This is a genomic window from Streptomyces sp. NBC_00045, from assembly GCF_045041095.1.
In the GTDB taxonomy this organism is placed as follows: domain Bacteria; phylum Actinomycetota; class Actinomycetes; order Streptomycetales; family Streptomycetaceae; genus Streptomyces.
On sequence record NZ_CP108271.1, the window covers coordinates 4,998,108 to 5,019,003 of the forward strand.

Genomic DNA, 20,896 nt, shown 5'->3' on the forward strand with positions numbered 1-20,896 from the left:
TCCGTTCGGCCGATCGGGTGACCGGGCGACGTCTGCCCGGCGCCCATAAGATTTTCCTAGGAAAGTCCGGTTAGCTGGCCCGATTCACACAGGGAGAATCCCTATGCCAGGCGCCATCTACGCCGAAGGCCTGGTCAAGACCTTCGGCGAGGTACGGGCACTGGACGGCGTGGACCTCGATGTCCCCGAAGGCACCGTGCTGGGCCTGCTCGGCCCCAACGGCGCCGGCAAGACCACGACCGTGCGCGTCCTGACCACCCTCCTCCAGCCCGACAGCGGCAAGGCCGTCGTCGCCGGGATCGACGTCCTCAAACACCCCAACGAAGTCCGCCGCGCCATCGGCCTGTCCGGCCAGTTCGCCGCCGTCGACGAGTACCTGACAGGCCGCGAGAACCTCCAGATGGTCGGCCAGCTGTACCAGATGACCGGCAGGGCGGCGAAGGCCCGGGCCGGCGAACTGCTGGAGCGGTTCAACCTCGCCGACGCCGCCGACCGCACCGCGAAGACGTACTCCGGCGGCATGCGCAGGCGCCTGGACCTTGCGGCCGCACTCGTCGTCCGCCCGCCCGTGATGTTCATGGACGAGCCGACCACCGGCCTCGACCCGCGCAACCGCCAGCAGCTCTGGGACGTCATCCAGGAACTCGTGGCCGGCGGCACCACCCTGCTGCTCACCACCCAGTACCTGGAGGAGGCCGACCACCTCGCGCACGACATCTGCGTGGTCGACCACGGCAAGGTCATCGCCCGCGGCACCTCCGACCAGCTCAAGGCCCGGACCGGTGGGGAACGCGTGGAGGTCGTGGTCCACGAGCGCGACCGCATGGCCGAGGCCCGCGCGGTGCTCGCCGGCTTCGGCAAGGGCGAGACGACCGTGGAGGAGCACACCCGCAAGCTGACCGTCCCGGTCACCGGCGGCGCCAAGCTGCTCGCCGAGGTCATCCGCGAGCTCGACTTCCGCGGCATCGAGATCGACGACATCGGCCTGCGCCGGCCGACCCTCGACGACGTGTTCATCTCCCTCACCGGCCACGCGGCCGCCCTGGCCGACGAGGAGAACGGCGAGGCCGGCCCGGCGGACGACGGCAAGGGTCGCCGCGGTCACAAGGCACCCGCACAGGCATCGGCACCCGCACCGGAATCGAAGGAGGCGACGAAGTGACCACCGCCTCCCCGACCCCGGAGCTCGCGGCACCCCGCCCGCGCGGCGGCATCGTCCAGAGCGTCAACGACTCCCTGGTCATCGCCAAGCGGAACCTGATCAGGATGTCCCGGATCCCCGAAATGATCATTTTCGGGGTCATCCAGCCGGTCATGTTCGTCGTGCTCTTCAGTTACGTCTTCGGCGGCTCGATCAGCGTCGACGGCAACACCTCGCCCGCCGCCTACCGCGAGTTCCTGATGGCCGGCATCTTCGCCCAGACCGTCACCTTCGCCACGGCCGGCGCGGGCGCGGGCATCGCGGACGACATGCACAAGGGCCTGATCGACCGCTTCCGCTCACTGCCGATGGCGCGCGGCGCGGTCCTGACCGGCCGCACCCTCGCCGACCTCGTCCAGACCAGCCTCACGCTGGTCGTCCTGGCCGTGGTGGCCCTGCTCGTCGGCTGGCGCACCCACACGAGCGCCGGCGAGGTGCTCTTCGGCTTCGCCCTGCTGCTCCTGCTCGGCTACGCCTTCTCCTGGATCGGCGCGCTGATCGGCCTGTCGGTGCGCACCCCGGAGGCGGCCACCTCGGGCGGGCTGATCTGGCTGTTCCCGTTGACGTTCATCTCGAACGCCTTCGTCCCCTCCGACAACATGCCGACGTTCCTGCGGACCATCGCGGAATGGAACCCCTTCAGCGCCACCGTCCAGGCGGCCCGCGGGCTGTTCGGCAACTTCCCGCCGGGGTACGAGGCCCCCGCGGCCTGGCCGATGCAGCATCCGGAGCTCGCGTCGGTCCTGTGGTCCGTGCTGATCATCGTGGCCTTCCGGACCCTCTCCGTCCGCAAGTACCGCTCGGCGACGGCGTAGGCCCGCAGCCCGCAGCCCGCAGCCCGCAGCCCGCAGCCCGCAGCCCGCAGCCCGGGAACCGCGGGAACTCGGGAGAACGCGGGAACACGCGCACACGGGAAAGCCCCCGCCGGACCGGTCCGACGGGGGCTTCCTGATGTCCTGGGGTGATCAGCCGGTGAAGGGCTTGACGTCGAGGATCTTGACCGAGGCCTTCTTGCCGTTCGGCAGCTCGTACTCGGCGTCCTCGCCGATCTTCTTGCCCATCACGCCGGTGCCCAGCGGGGACTGCGGGGAGTAAGTCTCGAAGTCCGAGGACGCGTACTCGCGCGAGGCGAGCAGGAACGACATCGTGTCGTCCTCGTCGCCGTCGAAGGCGATGGTGACGACCGTGCCCGGCGCGACCTCGCCGTCGGAGGCGGGCGCGGTGCCGACCTTGGCGTTCTCCAGGAGCTGCGTCAGCTGGCGGACGCGGAGCTCCTGCTTGCCCTGCTCCTCCTTGGCCGCGTGGTAACCGCCGTTCTCTCGCAGGTCGCCCTCCTCGCGGGCGGCAGCGATCTTGGTGGCGATCTCCGTGCGTGCGGGACCAGAGAGGTAGTCCAGCTCGGCCTTCAGCTGGTCGTACGCCGCCTGGGTCAGCCAGGTGACGCTCTCGCTCGTCTGGGTCACGGGTGCTCCTCGTCGGTACAGGGGACTACAAAGCCGCCAGCGGCGGGCGAAACCACGAGCCTAACAATTCGGGAAGAAAAGGGGGAGGACACCATGTGTATGAAGTGTGTCATCGGGCCGGTGAGCAGGAAAGAGCTCAGTTTGGCGCGGGCGTGGTGCCCGCCGCCTGGCAGCCCACCAGTTCGATCATCGTGGCGCGGCCGGTGGTCTTCAGCGAGAGCATCTCGTCCAGGCGCGTGCTCTTCTGCCGGAAGGTGAAGTCGGCGCGGCCGACCTCGGCGTGTTCCTCGTTCTGGGAGCTCAGCGTGCACACCCCGGTGACCCCGGCGTCCTTGCGCACCTCCAGGTGCACCTTCACCTCGGTGTCCGAGACCACCTGGAACTTGATCACCTCGGCGCTGACGCTCTGGCCCGCCACGTAGTCCCAGCCGATCCAGCCGACCACGCCCAGCAGCCCGACGCCCAACACCGACCCGACGATCTTGAGCTTGCGGTCCGCACGCTCGTCCGCGGACCGGCCGTACCGGCCCTCGGGGAGCCCCTCGCGCACCGCGCTCATTGATCGTTCCTTTCGGAGGGCCGGAGTCCACAATCCCAGGGGCAGCCCCGGAATTTTTCCACCCCCCGATTCGGTCACTATAGGAGGCGTATGCCCTGACGACTCAAAGAGGATCCTGTCTTGACCGAGCAGCTTCGACTGATGGCCGTCCATGCCCACCCCGACGACGAGTCGAGCAAGGGCGCGGCCACCATGGCCAAGTACGTGTCCGAGGGGGTTCCCGTGCTGGTGGTGACCTGCACGGGGGGAGAGCGCGGCTCGATCCTCAACCCCAAGCTCCAGGGTGACAAGTACATCGAGGAGAACATCCACGAGGTCCGCGCCAAGGAGATGGACGAGGCGCGCCAGATCCTCGGCATCGACCAGGAGTGGCTCGGCTACGTCGACTCCGGCCTCCCCGAGGGCGACCCGCTGCCCCCGCTGCCCGACGGCTGCTTCGCCCTGGAGGACGTGGACGAGGCGGCCGGCCGCCTGGTGAAGAAGATCCGCGCCTTCCGGCCGCAGGTCATCACCACGTACGACGAGAACGGCGGCTACCCCCACCCCGACCACATCATGACCCACAAGATCTCGATGGTGGCCTTCGACGGGGCCGCCGACACCGAGAAGTACCCGGAGGCCGAGTTCGGCCCGGCGTACCAGCCGCAGAAGCTCTACTACAACCAGGGCTTCAACAAGCCGCGCACCATCGCCCTGCACGAGGCGCTGCTCTCGCGCGGCATGGAGTCCCCGTACGGGGAGTGGCTGGAGCGCTGGAAGGAGTTCGAGCGCACCGAGCGGACGCTGACCACGCACGTTCCGTGCGCCGAGTTCTTCGAGATCCGTGACAAGGCGCTGATCGCGCACGCCACGCAGATCGATCCGGACGGCGGCTGGTTCCGCGTTCCGATGGAGATCCAGAAGGAGGTCTGGCCCACGGAGGAGTACGAGCTCGCGAAGTCGCTCGTGGACACGTCCCTCCCCGAGTCCGACCTCTTCGAGGGCATCCGGGAGAATGCGTAGCTATGAGCGCTACGCAGGCAGCACTGACCGAGCTCCTTCCGCTGGCGGGTGACACCTTCGACAAGAACAAGGTGACGCCCGGAGTCCTGGGCTTCATCGTGTTCGCGGCCCTCGCCCTGGCGGTGTGGGGCCTGATGAAGTCGATGAGCCGGCACATGGGCCGGGTCGACTTCAAGGAAGCCCCGGACCCGGCGTCGGCGGGCGCCGCCCCCGCCGCGGACCAGGCCCCGTAGTCGAACCACGCCGCCGCGGCCCGGCCCGGCGAGAGCCGTCTCCGCGGTGCGCTGCCGCCCCGTGCCCGTGGGCGATGCGGCGCCGCCCTCCCGTGCCACGGGCGGGGCGGCTACCGCGCGCTGCCCGGGTCGGGCCCCACGCCCGTCGGGCGGTCCTGCGACGGGCGGGGCCGTACCGCGGCCGGCCGTCCCAGGCCCGCAGGACCGCACGGCTGGATGCGGTCATGGGGTGCGGTGCGGTCGTACGGCCGGCTAGGCCCGTGGCATCGGGACCCCCATGATCTCCCGCGAGTGCAGGTTCGGGACCAGCGCGAGCCGCCACGCCTGCCAGCCCTCCGCCGGGTCCACCCCGCGGCCCAGCACCACCGCGTACGTGTCCAGACTGTCCTCCAGCCGCCCGTCCCGCATCGGGTGCGGCGCCGCGGACAGCCGGGCCAGCTCCGCCCGTGCCTCCTCCACGCCCGCGCCCGGGAGCGCGTACGGCAGCATCGTGCAGCGCAGGAAGCGGGCCCAGTCCTCCCCGCGCCGGTCCCCGTACGAGATGAACAGCCGGGCCGCCTCCTCGCACAGGCCCAGCGCCTGCGACGCCCGGCCGTTGCCCGCGTCCACCACCGCCAGCTCCAGGCAGGTCCACGCCTCCCCGTGCGCCAGGCCGATCCGCCGGAAATCCGCCCGTGCGTCGGTCAGCAGCTGCCGGGCGAACCCGGAGTTCTTCAGGTTGCCCGTCTGCGCCGCCCGCTGGTCGCGCGTCACCCGGCCCGAATGGTGCCGGGCGTGCGCCAGCCCGTACACGTCCCGCATCCGCGAGAACATCGTCCGCGCCCGCTCCAGCTCCCGGACCGCCTGATCGCGCTCGCCGCCCTCCTCCAGCGCCTGCCCGAGGTAGTACAGCGTCCACGCCTCCCCACGCGCGTCCTCCTGCTCCCGGTGCCGGGCCAGCGCCTCGCGCAGCCGCTCCACCGCCGGCCCCGGATCCCCGTCGACGACCCTGGCCCGGCCCAGCTGCGTCAGCGCCCAGGCCTGGCCCCGCTCGTCGCGCGTGCGCCCGTACAGGTCCATGGCGAGCTTCAGCTCCGCCTCCGCCCGCGTCACGTCGCCGAGCCGCAGGTACACCTGCCCCAGCTGGAAGTGCGCCCACGCCTCGCCGTGCACGCTCTCGCTCTCCCGGTGCAGCGCCAGCGACTGCTCCAGCAGCTGCATCGCCTCCGCCAGGTGCGCCCGGTCCCGCTCCACCGCCGCCAGGGCGTGCAGCCCCCACGCCCGGTCCCCGGCCAGCTTCTCCGGCTCCTGGAGCACCAGCGCCTCCCGGATGCGGGCCGCGGCCTCCGGGAGCTGCCCCTGGTGGTGCAGGGTGATCCCGAGCGAGATCAGGGCCATGCCCGCACCCGCGTCCTGCTGCGCCTCCCGGTACTGGTCGACCACCGAGGTCAGCGTGGTCCGGGCCTTGTCCAGCTCGCCGAGCTGGCGCGCCGCGATGCCCGTACGCCACTGCACGGAGCGGACCAGCCGACCCTGGCCGGGGCGGCCCCGGCGCGCGGCCTCCACCGCCAGCGTCAGCTCGTTGATCTCGCCGAGCCGGTACAGGTCCCCGCGCAGCAGGCAGAAGTCGCACAACGCGCCCAGCAGGTCGAGCACCGCCTGCTGGTCCACGTCCTCCGAGTGTCGCAGCGCCGCCGTGATGAAGCTCGACTCGTCGTCCAGCCAGCGCAGCGCCGCGTCCAGCGAGGCGAAGCCGTGCCCGCCGAAGTGGTCGGCCCGCGTCGACATCTTCCCGTCGACCATCCGGATCACCGCGTCCGCGAGCTGCGCGTAGTTGCGGATCAGCCGCCCGTGCGCCGCCGAGGACTCGGCCCGGTCCTCGTCCGCCGCGAGCCGGGCCGCCGCGTACGAGCGCACCGCGTCGTGCATCCGGTACCGCTCCCCGCGTACGTGGTCCAGCAGCCCCGCCCGCGCCAGCTCGCGCAGCAGCCGCCCGGCCTCCGCCCGGTCCGCGTCGATCAGCGCCGCCGCCGCCGACGGGCCGAGCGAGGCGCGGCCGGCCAGCGTGAGCCGCCGCAGCAGCCGGCGCCGCTCCTCGGACAGGCGTACGTAGGCCAGGCCCAGCGCGCCCTCCAGCCCGCCGGCACCGTCGGCGTCGGCCGCACCGTTGGCCGCGGCGGGGTCCTGGGCGGGGTCCTCGGCGGCGCCGCCGAGCGGGGCCAGGACGCGCAGGGCCAGCGGGAGCCCCCCGCCGAGCGCGAGCAGCCCCTGCAGGGCCCCCTCCTCGTACGGGGCCGCCCCGGCGGCCTCGGCTCCGGCCCGCACCAGCTCCGCCCCGTCCACCTCCGCCAGCCGCTCCACCGGCAGCTGGTGCACCCAGGCCGCCAGGTCCGGCAGCTCCAGGGGCTCCCGCGCCGTCACCAGCACCAGGCTCTCCGACCGCTCCGGCACCAGCATCCGGACCTGCGCCGCATCCACCGCGTCGTCCAGCAGCACCGTCACCGGCAGCCCCTGGAGGTGCTGGTGGTACAGCTCGCCGAGACGCCGGACCTGCTGCTCCGCCGAGGACCCCTCGCGGAACAGCAGCTGCTCGCGCGGGGCGCCGAGCCGGTTCAGCAGGTGCAGCAGCGCCTCCCGTAGCGGCAGCGGAGCCTCCCCGCTGAGCGAGCCGCCCCGCAGGTCCACCACACAGGCCCCGCGGAACTGGTCGCGCAACGCGTCCGCCGCCCGCAGCGCCAGGGCCGTGCGGCCCACCCCGGGCTCGCCGTGCAGCACCACGACCACCGGGCGGGTCTCCGTACTGGCGCGGGCCGCCTGCACCCACTGCGCGATCCGGGTCAGCTCCGTCCGCCGGCCCGTGAACGAGGCCTCGGGCTGCGGGAGCTGGCCGAAGGACTGCTCCAGCACACTGCGTCGCCTGGCCTCCGCGCTGCGGTCCGTCCCGCGCAGCTGGGGCGAACCGGTCCGGGGGGTCTGCCGGGGCACCCGCGCCGCGGCGGCCACGGCCCGCTGCTGCTCCAGGAACGGGCGGACCCCGCGCACCTCCAGCGCCGTCAGCCACTGCAGCCGCAGCTGCTCCGGCCCGCCGGGACGGCCGCGCACCCCGGCCCGCCGGTTCGCCGCGGGCAGGTGGGCGGCGGTCACCTTGGCGACGGTGGCCGCCGCCCCGGCGATGCCGGTGACCGCCCCCGCCGCCAGCGCCGTGCCCGCCGCCACGCCGAGCGACAGGTCGGCCCCGACGGCCGCGGCCGCAGCCACCGCCGTCACGAGCAGGGCGGTCGAGGAGTTCCCGCGCCGGAAGGCCTCGCCGAGGGACTCGTCCCCGGCCGTCGCCTCGTCCAGGGCCCGTACGTACGCCTCGTACTCCTCGGCGGCGCTCGCCGCGAGCGCGTCCAGCGCCTCCAGGCCGCGCGCCAGCAGCGCCGCCCTGTCGACCGGTTGCCCCGCCCCGGCAGCCCGCTGGGCCTCCTCGTCCACGGCCCGCTCCAACAGCCGCTCGGCCTCACCGCGATGGCTGTCCCGCATCGGCATCCCCCTCAAGAGAGCTCCGGCAACGTTCGCCAAGTGTCCGCCGGGACTGCCGCGAGCGCGAGTGAATCTGAGCTAGATCAGAGGGAGTTGGGCCATATTCGACCGCTGCCGTGCATATATGTACCTTCGACCCGGCCACCGCGCCGCGCGCGCCCGAGGTGCGGGCACGCCGCCTCCCGTTCCCGGCGCCGTCCCGTCCGGTGCGCGAGGATGGGCCCATGCCGAACCGCCTCGCGAACGAGACATCGCCCTATCTGCTCCAGCACGCGGAGAACCCCGTCGACTGGTGGCCCTGGTCGCCCGAGGCGTTCGCGGAGGCGCGGGAGCGGGGGGTGCCCGTCATGCTCAGCGTCGGGTACAGCAGCTGCCACTGGTGCCATGTGATGGCGCACGAGTCCTTCGAGGACGAGCTGGCTGCCGCCTACATGAACGAGCACTTCGTCAACGTCAAGGTGGACCGCGAGGAGCGGCCCGACGTCGACGCCGTGTACATGGAGGCCGTGCAGGCCGCCACCGGGCAGGGCGGCTGGCCCATGACCGTCTTCCTCACCCCCGACGCCGAGCCCTTCTACTTCGGGACCTACTTCCCGCCCGAGCCCCGCCACGGGACGCCCTCCTTCATGCAGGTCCTCGAAGGCGTGCGGACCGCCTGGGTGGGGCGGCCCGAGGAGGTGGCCGAGGTCGCGCAGCGGATCGTGCGGGACCTCGCCGGGCGGCAGTTGGACTACGGCAAGGCCGGCGCGCCCGGTCCCGGGGAGCTGGCGCAAGCGCTGCTCGGGCTGACCCGCGAGTACGACGCCGCCCGCGGCGGATTCGGTGGGGCGCCGAAGTTCCCGCCCTCCATGGTGCTGGAGTTCCTGCTGCGCCACCACGCGCGCACCGGGGCCGAGGGCGCCCTGCAGATGGCCGCCGACACCTGCGAGGCCATGGCCCGCGGCGGGATCTACGACCAGCTCGGCGGCGGGTTCGCGCGGTACTCCGTGGACCGGGAGTGGGTCGTGCCCCACTTCGAGAAGATGCTGTACGACAACGCGCTGCTGTGCCGGGTGTACGCCCACCTGTGGCGGGCCACTGGCTCGGACCTCGCGCGGCGCGTCGCGCTGGAGACCGCCGACTTCATGGTGCGCGAGCTGCGCACCACCGAGGGCGGCTTCGCCTCCGCACTCGACGCGGACAGCGAGGACCCGCTGACCGGCGAGCACGCGGAGGGGGCGTACTACGCCTGGACTCCCGCCCGGTTGGCCGAGGTGCTCGGGGAGGCGGACGGGGCGTTGGCCGCCGCGTACTTCGGAGTGACGGACGAGGGCACCTTCGAGCACGGCACTTCGGTGCTCCAGCTGCCGCAGGACGGACCCGTCGTGGAGGCCGCGGTGATCGCCGGGATCCGGGAGCGGCTGCTCGCGGCCCGCGCCGAGCGCCCCGCGCCCGGCCGGGACGACAAGGTCGTCGCCGCCTGGAACGGCCTGGCGATCGCGGCGCTGGCCGAGTGCGGGGCGTACTTCGACCGGCCGGACCTGGTCGAGCGGGCCACCGAGGCCGCCGACCTGCTGGTCCGGGTCCACTTCGATGCGGCGGCCGGGCGGGCCCGGCTGGCCAGGACCAGCAAGGACGGGCGCGTCGGGGCGAACGCAGGGGTGCTGGAGGACTACGGCGACGTGGCCGAGGGCTTCCTCGCGCTGGCGTCCGTGACCGGCGAGGGGGTCTGGCTGGAGTTCGCCGGGTTCCTCGTCGACCTGGTGCTGGACCGGTTCACCGCCGAGGACGGCTCCTTGTACGACACCGCGCACGACGCCGAGCAGCTGATCCGCCGGCCCCAGGACCCGACCGACACCGCGGCTCCCTCCGGCTGGACGGCCGCGGCCGGCGCGCTCCTCTCGTACGCCGCCCACACGGGTTCGCAGGCGCACCGCAGTGCGGCAGAGCGGGCGCTCGGGGTGGTGCACGCGCTCGGGCCGCGCGTTCCGCGCTTCATCGGGCACGGGCTCGCGGTGGCCGAGGCGTTGGTCGACGGGCCGCGCGAGGTGGCCGTGGTGGGGCATCCGGAGGATCCGGCGTTGGCCGGTTTGCACCGGACCGCGTTGCTGGGGACGGCTCCCGGGGCCGTCGTGGCGGTCGGTCTGCCGCGGGCGGCCGACGGTAGCGGGGGCGAGTTCCCCCTGCTGGCCGAGCGCACACTCGTCCGCGACCTGCCGACGGCGTATGTGTGTCGACATTTCGTCTGCGCGCGGCCTACGACAGATCCGGTCGAACTCGGCGATCAGTTGGGTGCAGTTCATCCCTGAATCGATCGGAGTACCGTCAATTCCGGTTGCGTGTGCGGCAGTTCGGAAACCCGTTTTTTATCCCCGCGGCTCCTGAGTTTCATTTTCGCTGCCTAGTCTCGTGTCTGCGGGAGCAACGGGGGAGCCGCGGAGCAGGCGCACTGGGGGGTGCGCCCGAGGGGGAAGCAGGGGCAGGTGGGCCGGGGGGCCCACCTCGTCCCCTGGGGGGTTTTGATCGCCGCCTGGTGTCGCGGCATGTCTGTGGGGGATGTTTTGTACACCTCTGTCGTCATATCCTTGATTTCGCTTGCGCTGTTCTGGATGGCCGCGTTCACGCTGTGGTGGCAGATGCACGCGTGGCGCACGCCCGAGACGCTCGCCTCGACCCGGTTCGACCGCCCCGACGGTGAGGGCCGACTGGCCTTCTCGCTCCTCCTGCCGGCGCGGCACGAGCAGGCGGTCCTGCGGCAGACGATCGAGCGGCTGCTCGAATCGAGCCACGGCGACTACGAGATCATCGTCATCGTCGGCCACGACGACCCCGAGACCGCCGCCGTCGCCGAGGCCGCCGCGGCGCGGGCGTCCGAGCGCGTACGGGTCGTCGTCGACCACAACGAGACCAAGAACAAGCCGAAGGCCCTCAACACCGCCCTCCCGCACTGCCGGGGCGACATCGTCGGGGTCTTCGACGCCGAGGACCAGGTCCACCCCGAGCTGCTCGCCCATGTCGACCACGCCTTCCGCTCCACCGCGGCCGACGTGGTCCAGGGCGGGGTCCAGCTCATCAACTTCCACTCCAGCTGGTACAGCCTGCGCAACTGCCTGGAGTACTTCTTCTGGTTCCGCTCCCGGCTGCACCTGCACGCCGAGAAGGGGTTCATCCCGCTCGGCGGCAACACCGTCTTCGTCCGCACCGAGGTGCTCCGCGAGGCCGGCGGCTGGGACCAGAACTGCTTGGCCGAGGACTGCGACCTGGGCGTACGCCTGTCCTCGGTCGGCAAGAAGGTCGTCGTCGCCTACGACAGCGACATGGTCACCCGCGAGGAGACGCCCGGCTCGCTGATGAGCCTGCTCAAGCAGCGCACCCGCTGGAACCAGGGCTTCCTCCAGGTCTACCGCAAGAAGGACTGGCAGCGGCTGCCCGGCCGCGGCCAGCGCTGGCTGGCCCGCTACACACTGATGACTCCGTTCATGCAGGCGGCGTCCGGCGTGATCATCCCGCTCAACTTCGCCGTCGCGGTCCTCCTCGACGTTCCCGTCGGGATCGCGATCATCACTTTCCTGCCGATGATCACGGCGATGGTGACGTTCGTGTTCGAGATCGTCGGCCTGCACGACTTCGGCCGCCAGTACGGCCTGCGCGTCCGCTTCGTGCACTACCTCAAGCTCGTCGTCGGCGGCCCGTTCTACCAGGTGATGCTCGCGGGCGCGGCGATCCGCGCGGTCTGGCGCGAGCAGCGCGGCCGCAACGAGTGGGAGCTGACCAGCCACACCGGCGCCCACCTCGCTCCGATCGGCGCCACCGCCGGCGCGTCCGGCGCCGGCGTGTCCACCGCGATCCGAGAGGACAGCCACCAGTGACCGCCACCCTGCCCACGGCCACTGATCCCCAGTCCGGCGCGGCCACCGCAACCGCCACCGCCACCGCGCCCCCGATCCCGCAGCAGCGGACCCGGCCCGGCGGCCTCGGAGTCCGGCCGCCCGCCCCGGCCCACCCCCTCCTGCGCCTGCGGTCCTCCCGCCCCGACCTGCTGCTGTGCGGGGCGGTCCTGATCGCGATCGTCCTCGTCCAGGGCTGGAACATCACGCGGTTCCCGACCCTGAGCGACGACGAGGGCACCTACCTCGCCCAGGCGTGGGCCGTCCAGCAGGGCAACGGCCTGGCGCACTACACGTACTGGTACGACCATCCGCCGCTGGGCTGGATACAGATAGCCGGACTGACCTACCTGCCCTCCCTCTTCGTGCCCGACTGGATGACCGTCGCGCCGATGCGCTTTTCGATGGTCGCCGTGTCCGCCGTCAGCTCCGTGCTGATCTACGTCCTCGCCCGCCGGCTGTGGCTGCCGCGTTGGGCGTCCGGGCTCGCGATGGCCCTCTTCGGGCTCTCCCCGCTCTCCGTGGTGCTCCAGCGGGAGATCTTCCTCGACAACCTCGCCGTGATGTGGATCCTGCTGGCCTTCTGTCTGGCCGCGTCCCCCAGCCGCCACCTGTGGCACCACTTCGGGTCCGGACTTGCGGCCGCCACCGCCGTCTTGACCAAGGAGACGATGCTGGTGGTGCTCCCGGCGCTGCTGGTGACCATGTGGCGCCACAGCCACCGGGACACCCGCAAGTTCGCCGTCACCGGGGCCGTCACCGCCTGCGCGCTCATCGGACTCTCGTACCCGCTGTTCGCGCTGCTCAACAGCGAGCTGCTGCCCGGCGCCGGGCACGTTTCGCTGATCGACGGCATCACCTACCAGATGAGCCGGCCGGGGTCGGGCTTCATCCTCACCCCCGGTTCCGGTTCGAACGGGGTGTTCCGGTCGTGGCTGTACTACGACACGGTCCTGCCGCTCGGCGGGCTGGCCGGGGCGCTCCTGCTGATCGCCACCCCGCGCTGGTCCGTCACCGCCCGGGCGCTCGCCGGCCCGGCGCTCGCCGCCGTCCTCCTCGCGGCCGTCGCACTGAGGCCCTCCGGCTACCTGCCCGCGATGTACGTGATCCAGGCGCTGCCGTTCCTCGCGCTGGTCCTGGCCGGGGCCGCGGCCAGCGTCACGCACGCCGTGTTGCGCCGCCGCCGTACGCCCGGGGAGCGCCGGTCCCTCGTGTACGGGCGCCGGCTGCTGGTCGGCGCACTCGCCGCGGCGGCCGCGCTGTACGTCCTGCCGCGCTGGTACGACGGCGACCGCACCGCGCTCACGGCCGACGCGAACGCCCCGTACCGGCAGGCCGCCGCCTGGCTCGGCCGGGAGGTGCCCGATCCGGCCGGCACCCGGGTCCTCGTCGACGACGCGCTCTGGCTGGACGCCGTCCACGACGGCTTCGAGCCCGGGCTCGGCGCGATCTGGTTCTACAAGGCCGACCTCGACCCCGCCGTCACCAGGACGCTGCCGGGCGGCTGGCGGGACATCGACTACGTGGTCTCCTCGCCCACCGTCCGGCGGGACGCGGCGGACCTGCCCAATGTGAAGGCCGCGCTGGAGCATTCGGCCGTGGTGGCCGTCTTCGGCTCGGGCGAGGACCGCATCGAGATCCGCCGGACCGACCGAGTCGACGGGAGCTGATCCGCCATGAGCGAGGACCTGTGGACCCCGCATGCCCTGAGCGATCCGGAACTAGCCATTCCGGAGCGCGGGGCGGCGGGCAGCGTCACCCTCGTCATCCCCACCTTCAACGAGGCCGGGAACATCGCCGAGTTGCTGGGCCGGCTCGCCGACGCGCTCCCCGCCCACCTGCCCTGCGAGGTCCTGTTCGTGGACGACTCCACGGACGACACCCCGGCCGTCATCGAGAAGGCCGCCCTCGACCTGCCCTTCCCGGTCGCCGTCCTGCACCGCGAGAGCGCCGACGGCGGCCTCGGCGGCGCCGTCGTCGAAGGCGTCAAGCGGGCGGACACCGACTGGATCGTCGTCATGGACGCCGACCTCCAGCACCCGCCGCACCTGGTGCCCGAACTCGTCGGCGAGGGCGAGCGCACCGGAGCCGACCTGGTGGTCGCCTCCCGCTACCTCCCCGGCGCCAGCCGGGCCGGGCTCGCCGGGAACTACCGCATTGCCGTCTCGCGCGGCGCGACCTGGCTCACGAAGGGGCTCTTCCCGCGCGCCCTGCGCGGGATCAGCGACCCGATGAGCGGCTTCTTCGCCGTGCGCCGCGCGGTCGTCACCGCGGACGCCCTCAAACCCCTCGGCTACAAGATCCTGCTGGAGCTGGCGGTGCGCTGCCGCCCCGCCGAGGTCGCCGAGGTGCCCTTCGTCTTCCAGGACCGCCACTCCGGCGAGTCCAAGTCCGGGCTCCGCGAGGGAATGCGCTTCCTGGCCCATCTCGCCGCCCTGCGCTCGGCGGCCCCACTGGCCCGGATGATCGGCTTCGGGCTGATCGGACTCTCCGGCTTCGTCCCGAACCTGTTCGCGCTGTGGCTGCTCACGCACGCCGGGATGCACTACCTGCCGGCCGAGATCGCCGCCAACCAGGCCGGGGTGCTCTGGAACTTCGCCCTCATCGAAGGGCTGCTCTTCCGCGACCGGCGCCGCCACCGCCACTGGGCGGACCGGGTCGGCCGGTTCGCCCTGCTGGCCAATGCCGACCTGCTGCTGCGCATCCCGCTGATCGCCCTGTTCGTCGCCAGGTTCGGCATGCAGGTGCTGCCCGCCACCGCTCTCGCCCTGGTCACCACCTTCGTCCTGCGGTTCGCGGCCACCGAGGCCCTCGTCTACCTACCGCGCAAGACGCGCACCGCACGTACCACCAGGAGCTGAGCCGCACAGAAGGGAACCCGTCCATGCCAGTGAACATCCGGCGGAAGGCCGGGCGGCGCGCCGCCGTGGCCGCCGTCGGGGCGATGACCGCGGGCCTGCTGCTCACCGCACCGCAGCAGGCCACGGCCGGACCGCCCAATCTGCTCACCAATGCCGGTTTCGAGACCGCCGGGGCGCCCGGCGACGACATGCCGTCCTGCTGGGAGAAGTCCGGCTGGGGCGACAACGACTTCACGTTCGCCACCGTCGCCGACGCGCACAGCGGCAGCAAGGCCATGAAGGTCTCGCTCACCCGCCGCCTGAGCGGCGACCGCAAGGCCCTCGTCACCGAGAACACCACCTGCGCCCCGACGGTCGTGCCGGGCAAGCAGTACGACCTGTCGGCCTGGTACAAGTCGAACACCCCGGACGTGTCGGTGACCGTGTTCCGCCACGACACCACCGCGGGCTGGCAGTACTGGACCGACCTGCAGAATCCGCCGGTCAGCGCCGGATGGGCGCGCACGGAGGTCCGTACGCCCGCCGTCCCGCCGGGCACCGACAAGATCACCTGGGGGATGTCGGTGTACGGGGTGGGCACGCTCACCACCGACGACTACGCGTTGGAGGAGGTGGGCGCCGCCCCTCCGCAGCCGGGGTGCACGGGCACCGCCGAGCAGTGCGCCAAGGGCAAGTGGGAGGTGATCCCGGCCAAGAACCCGGTCCGCTCGATGCACGCCGTCGTCCTGAAGAACGGCAAGGTGCTGCTGATCGCGGGCTCGGGCAACGACATCGCCCAGTTCAACGCGGGCACGTTCACTTCGGCCGTGTACGACCCGGCGAACGGGTCCTTCAAGACGATCCCGACGCCGGTGGACATGTTCTGCTCGGGGCACGTGCAGCTGTCGGACGGCCGGGTGCTCGTGATGAGCGGCAACAAGGGGTACCCGTCCGCCGACGGCAAGATCGGCTACCAGGGGCTGAAGGACAGCTACGTCTTCGACCCGGCGACCGAGGCCTACACGAAGACCAACGACCTGAACGGGGGGCACTGGTACCCGTCGGCGACGGTCCTCGGCAACGGTGACGTGATCTCCTTCGGCGGGCTGAAGGAGGACTCGACGGGCAACGTGACCGCGGAGCGGTTCTCGGCGGCGCAGGGCAAGTGGCTGCCGATGAACGAGGTCAACCAGACCTGGTCCTACTGGGGCCTGTACCCGTCGATGATCCTGATGCAGGACGGGCGGCTGTTCTACTCGGGCAGCCACACCTTCGGCAACGGCACTCAGGGCAGCGGCGCGTCGATCTACGACTACGGCGCGAACACGGTCACGGACGTGCCCGGGCTGCGCAAGAAGGACGAGCGCGACGAGTCGGCGAGCGTGCTGCTGCCGCCCGCGCAGGACCAAAGGGTCCTGACCATCGGCGGCGGCAACAACGAGTCCAACCCGGCGGCGAACCGGCTCACCGAGCTGATCGACCTGAAGGCGGCGAGCCCCGCGTACACCGCCGGCCCGGACCTGCCGCAGGGCCTGGTCGACGTGGGCGGCGTCAAACGGGCGCAGACCGGGGCCGAGGGCAAGATGTACGTGTCGGCCGTACTGCTGCCGGACGGCAAGGTGCTGGAGACCGGCGGCGGGCTGCACGACCGGGCCGACCCGGTGTACGAGGCCTCGTTCTTCGACCCGGCGACCAACACCTACAAGGCCGGGCTGCCGGCCGACCCGATCCCGCGGACGTACCACTCGGCCGGGTTCCTGCTGCCCGACGGGCGGGTCATGACGGTCGGCGACAACCCGGGCAACGGCACGTACAACAACAACGTGTCGATCTACACCCCGCCGTACCTCTTCAAGGGCGCCCGCCCGAAGCTCACCTCGGTGATCGACACGCAGTGGCTGTACGGGGACACGCAGCGGATCACCGTCGACCGGCCGATCGTCAAGGCGGAGTTGATCCGGCCGGCGGCGGTCACCCACTCCTCGGACCCGAACCAGCGGTTCGTGGACCTGCCGATGACGGTGGTCAACGACACGACCGTCGACCTCAACGTCACCAGCAACCCCAACCTGGCACCGCCGGGCTGGTACATGCTCTTCGGGGTCGACGCGAACGGCGTCCCGTCGGTGGCGACGTGGGTGCACCTGGGCGGCCCGTCGGCGCTCGCGGCGACGCAGGAGGCTCCGTCCCCGCACGTCCACGACTTCGCGGACGCGCCGCAGGCGGCCCCTCAGCAGAACCCCGGGGAGCGAGACTCGGTGCCCGTCGCCCCGACCGTGGCCGGCTGCGACCGGCACTACGGAACGGTCAACCAGTGCGTCCCGACGAACTTCCCTGCGGAGGTGAAGGAGACGACGAAGGCCCGCTGCGACTGGCTGGCCTCCCACCAGTACCCGAAGCGCATGAAGGTCAACGGCAGCGACCCACTGCGCCTGGACCCCGACGGCGACGGCTACGCCTGCGACAAGACCTAGCCTCCGCGGTACGGCCCTCCGCCCGCGCTCACCGCGCGGGCGGAGGCTCTGCCCGGCCTACTTCGGTATGACGCAGTTGAGGGTGACCTCCGCGCGGTTCGACTTCGTGTCGTCGCCGACGATCGTGATCTGGGCCGATCCGGAGAACTTGTCGGTCCCCTGGAGCGCGACGCCTTCCCAACGCATCATGGGGACGTCCTTGGTTCCCGCCTCGGTGAAGGTCAGGGGCAGGACGCCGGAGACGGATCCGTCGCTGCGCACCCAGCGGTACTTGACCGTTCCGGGACCGGCCGCGGTGATCGTGCCGCCGAACGCCGGCTTGAGGCCCCCGGAGACGATGTCGCACGGTATGTTGCCCGTCTGGCCGAGGTAGCGGGCGGTCGCCGCGGTGACGTCGACCGGCTTCGTGGTGTCCGGCTTGGTGGTGTCCTCCTTGGCCACCGACGTGCACTGCACGGACGCGCCGCCGCGCTTCTGCTTGACCTGGTAGGTGGCGAACTTGACGTCATCGTCGACGAACTTGCCGTTGGACGCCACCCTGACCTCCTGCCGGTGCGTGCCATCGGAGATGATCACGCGTGCTCCGCCGCCGAACCCGGAGAGCTTCAGGTCGAAGGTGGGCTTGTTGTCCGCAGTGGGCGTGCCCTTGACCAGAGCACAGGCTCCTGCTGTCGGGACCGCGGTCGTGGAGCCCGGGGCGCCGAGCGCGCCGGTCGATCCCAGGGCGAGTACGGAAGCGGTGAGGGATGCGAGGCATGCGAAACGAAGGTGCCGGTTCATGGGGGTTCCTCTGGTACCTGACGCAACTGGCCGCGTCGGCCTGGCCGGACCTGCCCGGGACACGTCGCCCCTGAGACAGGTGGCCCCGCTGAGGCAGGTGCGCGCCACGTGGGCGTGGCCCCAGCAGGCCGCCGCGCGGGCCCCCCTCTTTCTCGACCATACGCCGCGCCCGGGTGGCTCGCCCGGGGAGCGGCCCGCGCCCTACGCGTGCCGGTAGGCGGCGAGCGAGATGCCGACGTAGTGCGCCACGAAGGCGGCCAGGGTCAGGGAGTGGAAGACCTCGTGGAAGCCGAAGAAGCGGGGGGAGGGGTTCGGGCGCTTGATGCCGTAGATGACGCCGCCCGCGCTGTAGAGCAGCCCGCCGACGATCACCAGGACCAGGACGGCGATGCCGCCGGTGTGCATGAAGTCCGGCAGGAAGAAGACCGCCGCCCAGCCCATCGCTATGTAGCAGGGGGTGTAGAGCCAGCGCGGGGCACCGACCCAGAAGACCCGGAAGGCGATGCCGGCCGCGGCCGCGATCCACACCGCCCACAGCAGCGTCCGTCCGGTGGAGGGCGGGAGCAGGAGCACGGTCAGCGGGGTGTACGTCCCCGCGATGATCAGGAAGATGTTGGCGTGGTCGAGGCGCCGCAGGATCGCCTCGCCCCGGGGGCCCCAGGTGCCGCGGTGGTAGACGGCGCTGACGCCGAACAGCAGGCAGGCCGTGAGGATGTACACCCCGCACGCGACCCGGGCCCGCGTCGACTCGGTGAAGGCCATCAGCGCCAGGCCCGCGACGATCACGGCGGGGAACATCCCGGTGTGCAGCCAGCCGCGCATCAGCGGCTTGGCTTCCGGTGCCTCGGTTGCGACCGGTACGGCGTCGACCGGCACGGCGGCGGCGTCAGAAGTCATGGCCGCCATGCTACCTACGGGTCCGTAGGTTTCCGTTAGTGCGCTTTACGGAAGATTGACGGGAGTGGCGATGCTCACGTGAGAGGCCCCCTGGACATATGCGCACATCCACCGGATGATCAGATGAGTGCGGTCGGCACCGGATGAGCGGAGCGCGAAGCGTCCGGGTCGCAGCCCCCACGGGGCAAACACCAAACACACCCCTCAACAAGGAGCAATCGTGGCGCGCGACAACGCGGCTCCCACCAGTCCGACCCTCCCCACCAACCATGGAGCACTGATCTCCTGGGTGGACGAGATCGCAGCGATCACCGAGCCCGACCGGGTCGTCTGGTGTGACGGTTCCGAAGCCGAGTACGAGCGCCTGTGCGAGGAGCTCGTCGCCAAGGGCACGTTCAAGAAGCTGGACGAGGGCAAGCGACCCAACTCGTACTACGCCGCCTCCGACCCGTCCGACGTCGCGCGCGTCGAGGACCGGACCTTCATCTGCTCCGAGAAGGAGGAGGACGCGGGCCCGACCAACCACTGGAAGGCCCCCGCGGAGATGAAGGACCTCTTCGCGGGAGAGAAGGGCATCTTCCGCGGCTCCATGAAGGGCCGGACGATGTACGTCGTCCCCTTCTGCATGGGTCCCCTCGGCTCCGAGCTCTCCGCGATCGGCGTCGAGATCACCGACTCCGCCTACGTCGCCGTCGCCATGCGCACCATGACCCGCATGGGCAAGCCCGTCCTCGACGAGCTCGGCACCGACGGGTTCTTCGTCAAGGCGGTCCACACCCTCGGCGCTCCGCTCGCCGAAGGCCAGGACGACGTGCCGTGGCCGTGCAACACCACCAAGTACATCTCGCACTTCCCGGAGACCCGCGAGATCTGGTCGTACGGCTCGGGCTACGGTGGCAACGCCCTGCTCGGCAAGAAGTGCTACGCCCTGCGCATCGCGTCCGTCATGGCCCGCGACGAGGGCTGGCTCGCCGAGCACATGCTGATCCTCAAGCTCACCCCGCCGCAGGGTGAGGCGAAGTACGTCGCCGCCGCGTTCCCGAGCGCCTGCGGCAAGACGAACCTGGCCATGCTGGAGCCCACGATCCCCGGCTGGACGGTCGAGACCATCGGCGACGACATCGCCTGGATGCGCTTCGGCGAGGACGGTCGCCTGTACGCGATCAACCCCGAGGCCGGCTTCTTCGGCGTCGCGCCCGGCACCGGCGAGCACACCAACGCCAACGCCATGAAGACGATGTACGCGAACACCGTCTTCACCAACGTGGCGCTCACGCCCGACGGCGGCGACGTCTGGTGGGAGGGCATGACCGAGGAGCCCCCGGCCGAGCTCATCGACTGGAAGGGCAACGCCTGGACCCCGGAGTCCGAGACCCCGGCCGCCCACCCCAACGCCCGCTTCGCCGTCCCGGCCTCCCAGTGCCCGACGATCGCCCCCGAGTGGGAGGACCCCAAGGGCGTCCCGATCTCCGCGATCCTCTTCGGCGGCCGCCGCGCCTCCGCGGTCCCGCTGGTCACCGAGTCCTTCGACTGGAACCACGGCGTCTTCATCGGCTCGAACATCGCATCCGAGAAGACCGCCGCCGCCGAGGGCAAGGTCGGCGAGCTGCGCCGCGACCCGTTCGCCATGCTGCCGTTCTGCGGCTACAACATGGGCGACTACATGGCCCACTGGATCAAGGTCGGCGCGTCCGCGGACGCCGCGAAGCTCCCGAAGATCTACTACGTGAACTGGTTCCGCAAGAACGACGCGGGCAAGTTCGTGTGGCCCGGCTTCGGTGAGAACAGCCGCGTCCTGAAGTGGATCGTCGAGCGCCTCGACGGCAAGGCCGAGGGCGTCGAGACCCCCATCGGCATCCTGCCGACCGTGTCCTCCCTGGACACCGACGGCCTGGACATCCCGGCCGCGGACCTGGACTTCCTCCTCACCGTCGACAAGGAGGTCTGGCGCGAGGAGGCCGCCCTGGTCCCCGAGCACCTGAACACCTACGGCGACCACACTCCCAAGGAGCTGTGGGACCAGTACCACGCGCTCGTCGAGCGCCTGGGCTGACCGAGAACCGCCCCGGAGTCCGCT

The 20,896-nt window shown here is 71.5% G+C and carries 15 protein-coding genes; 10 read left to right on the forward strand and 5 right to left on the reverse strand.

Annotated elements, in window-relative coordinates:
• Positions 1-103: 103 nt before the first annotated feature.
• Positions 104-1,162: an ATP-binding cassette domain-containing protein gene (locus OHA65_RS23575; RefSeq protein WP_327285101.1), complete on the forward strand. Its 1,059-nt coding sequence runs from the start codon at positions 104-106 to the stop codon at positions 1,160-1,162.
• A complete protein-coding gene (locus tag OHA65_RS23580) occupies positions 1,159-2,016 on the forward strand; it encodes an ABC transporter permease (RefSeq protein WP_327285102.1) in 858 nt (285 codons plus the stop codon). Before OHA65_RS23575 ends, OHA65_RS23580 begins: the two co-directional genes overlap by 4 nt.
• Positions 2,017-2,166: 150 nt before the next feature.
• Here the strand turns inward: OHA65_RS23580 and greA are convergent, their stop codons facing one another.
• Both greA and OHA65_RS23590 read right to left on the reverse strand, forming a co-directional pair.
• Positions 2,167-2,664 (reverse strand): transcription elongation factor GreA, encoded by a 498-nt coding sequence (greA, locus tag OHA65_RS23585; protein ID WP_327285103.1) that lies wholly within the window; start codon positions 2,662-2,664, stop codon positions 2,167-2,169.
• Between the two features lie 136 nt (positions 2,665-2,800).
• On the reverse strand, positions 2,801-3,223 hold the full coding sequence (locus OHA65_RS23590; RefSeq protein ID WP_327285104.1) for a DUF4307 domain-containing protein: 423 nt from the start codon (positions 3,221-3,223) through the stop codon (positions 2,801-2,803).
• Positions 3,224-3,343: 120 nt separating this feature from the next.
• Between OHA65_RS23590 and mca the strand changes: the two genes are divergently transcribed.
• Together mca and OHA65_RS23600 are read left to right on the forward strand one after the other, a co-directional pair.
• On the forward strand, positions 3,344-4,225 hold the full coding sequence (mca, locus tag OHA65_RS23595; protein WP_328763462.1) for a mycothiol conjugate amidase Mca: 882 nt from the start codon (positions 3,344-3,346) through the stop codon (positions 4,223-4,225).
• Between the two features lie 2 nt (positions 4,226-4,227).
• The gene (locus OHA65_RS23600) at positions 4,228-4,458 is read left to right on the forward strand and encodes a hypothetical protein (RefSeq protein WP_327285106.1); all 231 of its coding nucleotides are present in this window, start codon (positions 4,228-4,230) and stop codon (positions 4,456-4,458) included.
• Positions 4,459-4,710: 252 nt separating this feature from the next.
• Here the strand turns inward: OHA65_RS23600 and OHA65_RS23605 are convergent, their stop codons facing one another.
• Positions 4,711-7,962 carry a tetratricopeptide repeat protein gene (locus OHA65_RS23605; RefSeq protein ID WP_405756476.1) on the reverse strand — a complete coding sequence of 1,084 codons (3,252 nt, stop codon included), beginning with the start codon at positions 7,960-7,962 and terminating at the stop codon, positions 4,711-4,713.
• A gap of 224 nt (positions 7,963-8,186) precedes the next feature.
• Between OHA65_RS23605 and OHA65_RS23610 the strand changes: the two genes are divergently transcribed.
• The 5 genes from OHA65_RS23610 to OHA65_RS23630 all read left to right on the forward strand — a co-directional run bounded on the left by OHA65_RS23610 (position 8,187) and on the right by OHA65_RS23630 (position 17,142).
• Entirely contained in the window at positions 8,187-10,250 is a 2,064-nt protein-coding gene (locus OHA65_RS23610; protein WP_405756477.1) for a thioredoxin domain-containing protein, read from the forward strand.
• Positions 10,251-10,484: 234 nt separating this feature from the next.
• Positions 10,485-11,810 (forward strand): glycosyltransferase, encoded by a 1,326-nt coding sequence (locus OHA65_RS23615; protein ID WP_371644633.1) that lies wholly within the window; start codon positions 10,485-10,487, stop codon positions 11,808-11,810.
• Positions 11,807-13,498 carry an ArnT family glycosyltransferase gene (locus OHA65_RS23620; protein ID WP_371644635.1) on the forward strand — a complete coding sequence of 564 codons (1,692 nt, stop codon included), beginning with the start codon at positions 11,807-11,809 and terminating at the stop codon, positions 13,496-13,498. Before OHA65_RS23615 ends, OHA65_RS23620 begins: the two co-directional genes overlap by 4 nt.
• Before the next feature lie 6 nt (positions 13,499-13,504).
• Positions 13,505-14,689, forward strand: coding sequence for a glycosyltransferase (locus OHA65_RS23625; RefSeq protein WP_405756481.1), 1,185 nt, complete (start codon positions 13,505-13,507; stop codon positions 14,687-14,689).
• Positions 14,690-14,712: 23 nt separating this feature from the next.
• Complete coding sequence (locus OHA65_RS23630; RefSeq protein ID WP_405756483.1) at positions 14,713-17,142, forward strand: galactose oxidase-like domain-containing protein; 2,430 nt, start codon at positions 14,713-14,715, stop codon at positions 17,140-17,142.
• Positions 17,143-17,199: 57 nt separating this feature from the next.
• On the opposite strand, the gene OHA65_RS23635 is transcribed toward OHA65_RS23630, so the two are convergent.
• Entirely contained in the window at positions 17,200-17,922 is a 723-nt protein-coding gene (locus OHA65_RS23635; protein WP_327285112.1) for a hypothetical protein, read from the reverse strand.
• A 201-nt stretch (positions 17,923-18,123) separates the two neighbouring features.
• The gene (locus OHA65_RS23640) at positions 18,124-18,819 is read right to left on the reverse strand and encodes a hemolysin III family protein (protein ID WP_327285113.1); all 696 of its coding nucleotides are present in this window, start codon (positions 18,817-18,819) and stop codon (positions 18,124-18,126) included.
• A 220-nt stretch (positions 18,820-19,039) separates the two neighbouring features.
• Here OHA65_RS23640 and OHA65_RS23645 point away from each other — a divergent pair, with 220 nt between their 5' ends.
• The gene (locus OHA65_RS23645) at positions 19,040-20,872 is read left to right on the forward strand and encodes a phosphoenolpyruvate carboxykinase (GTP) (RefSeq protein ID WP_327285114.1); all 1,833 of its coding nucleotides are present in this window, start codon (positions 19,040-19,042) and stop codon (positions 20,870-20,872) included.
• Positions 20,873-20,896: the final 24 nt, after the last annotated feature.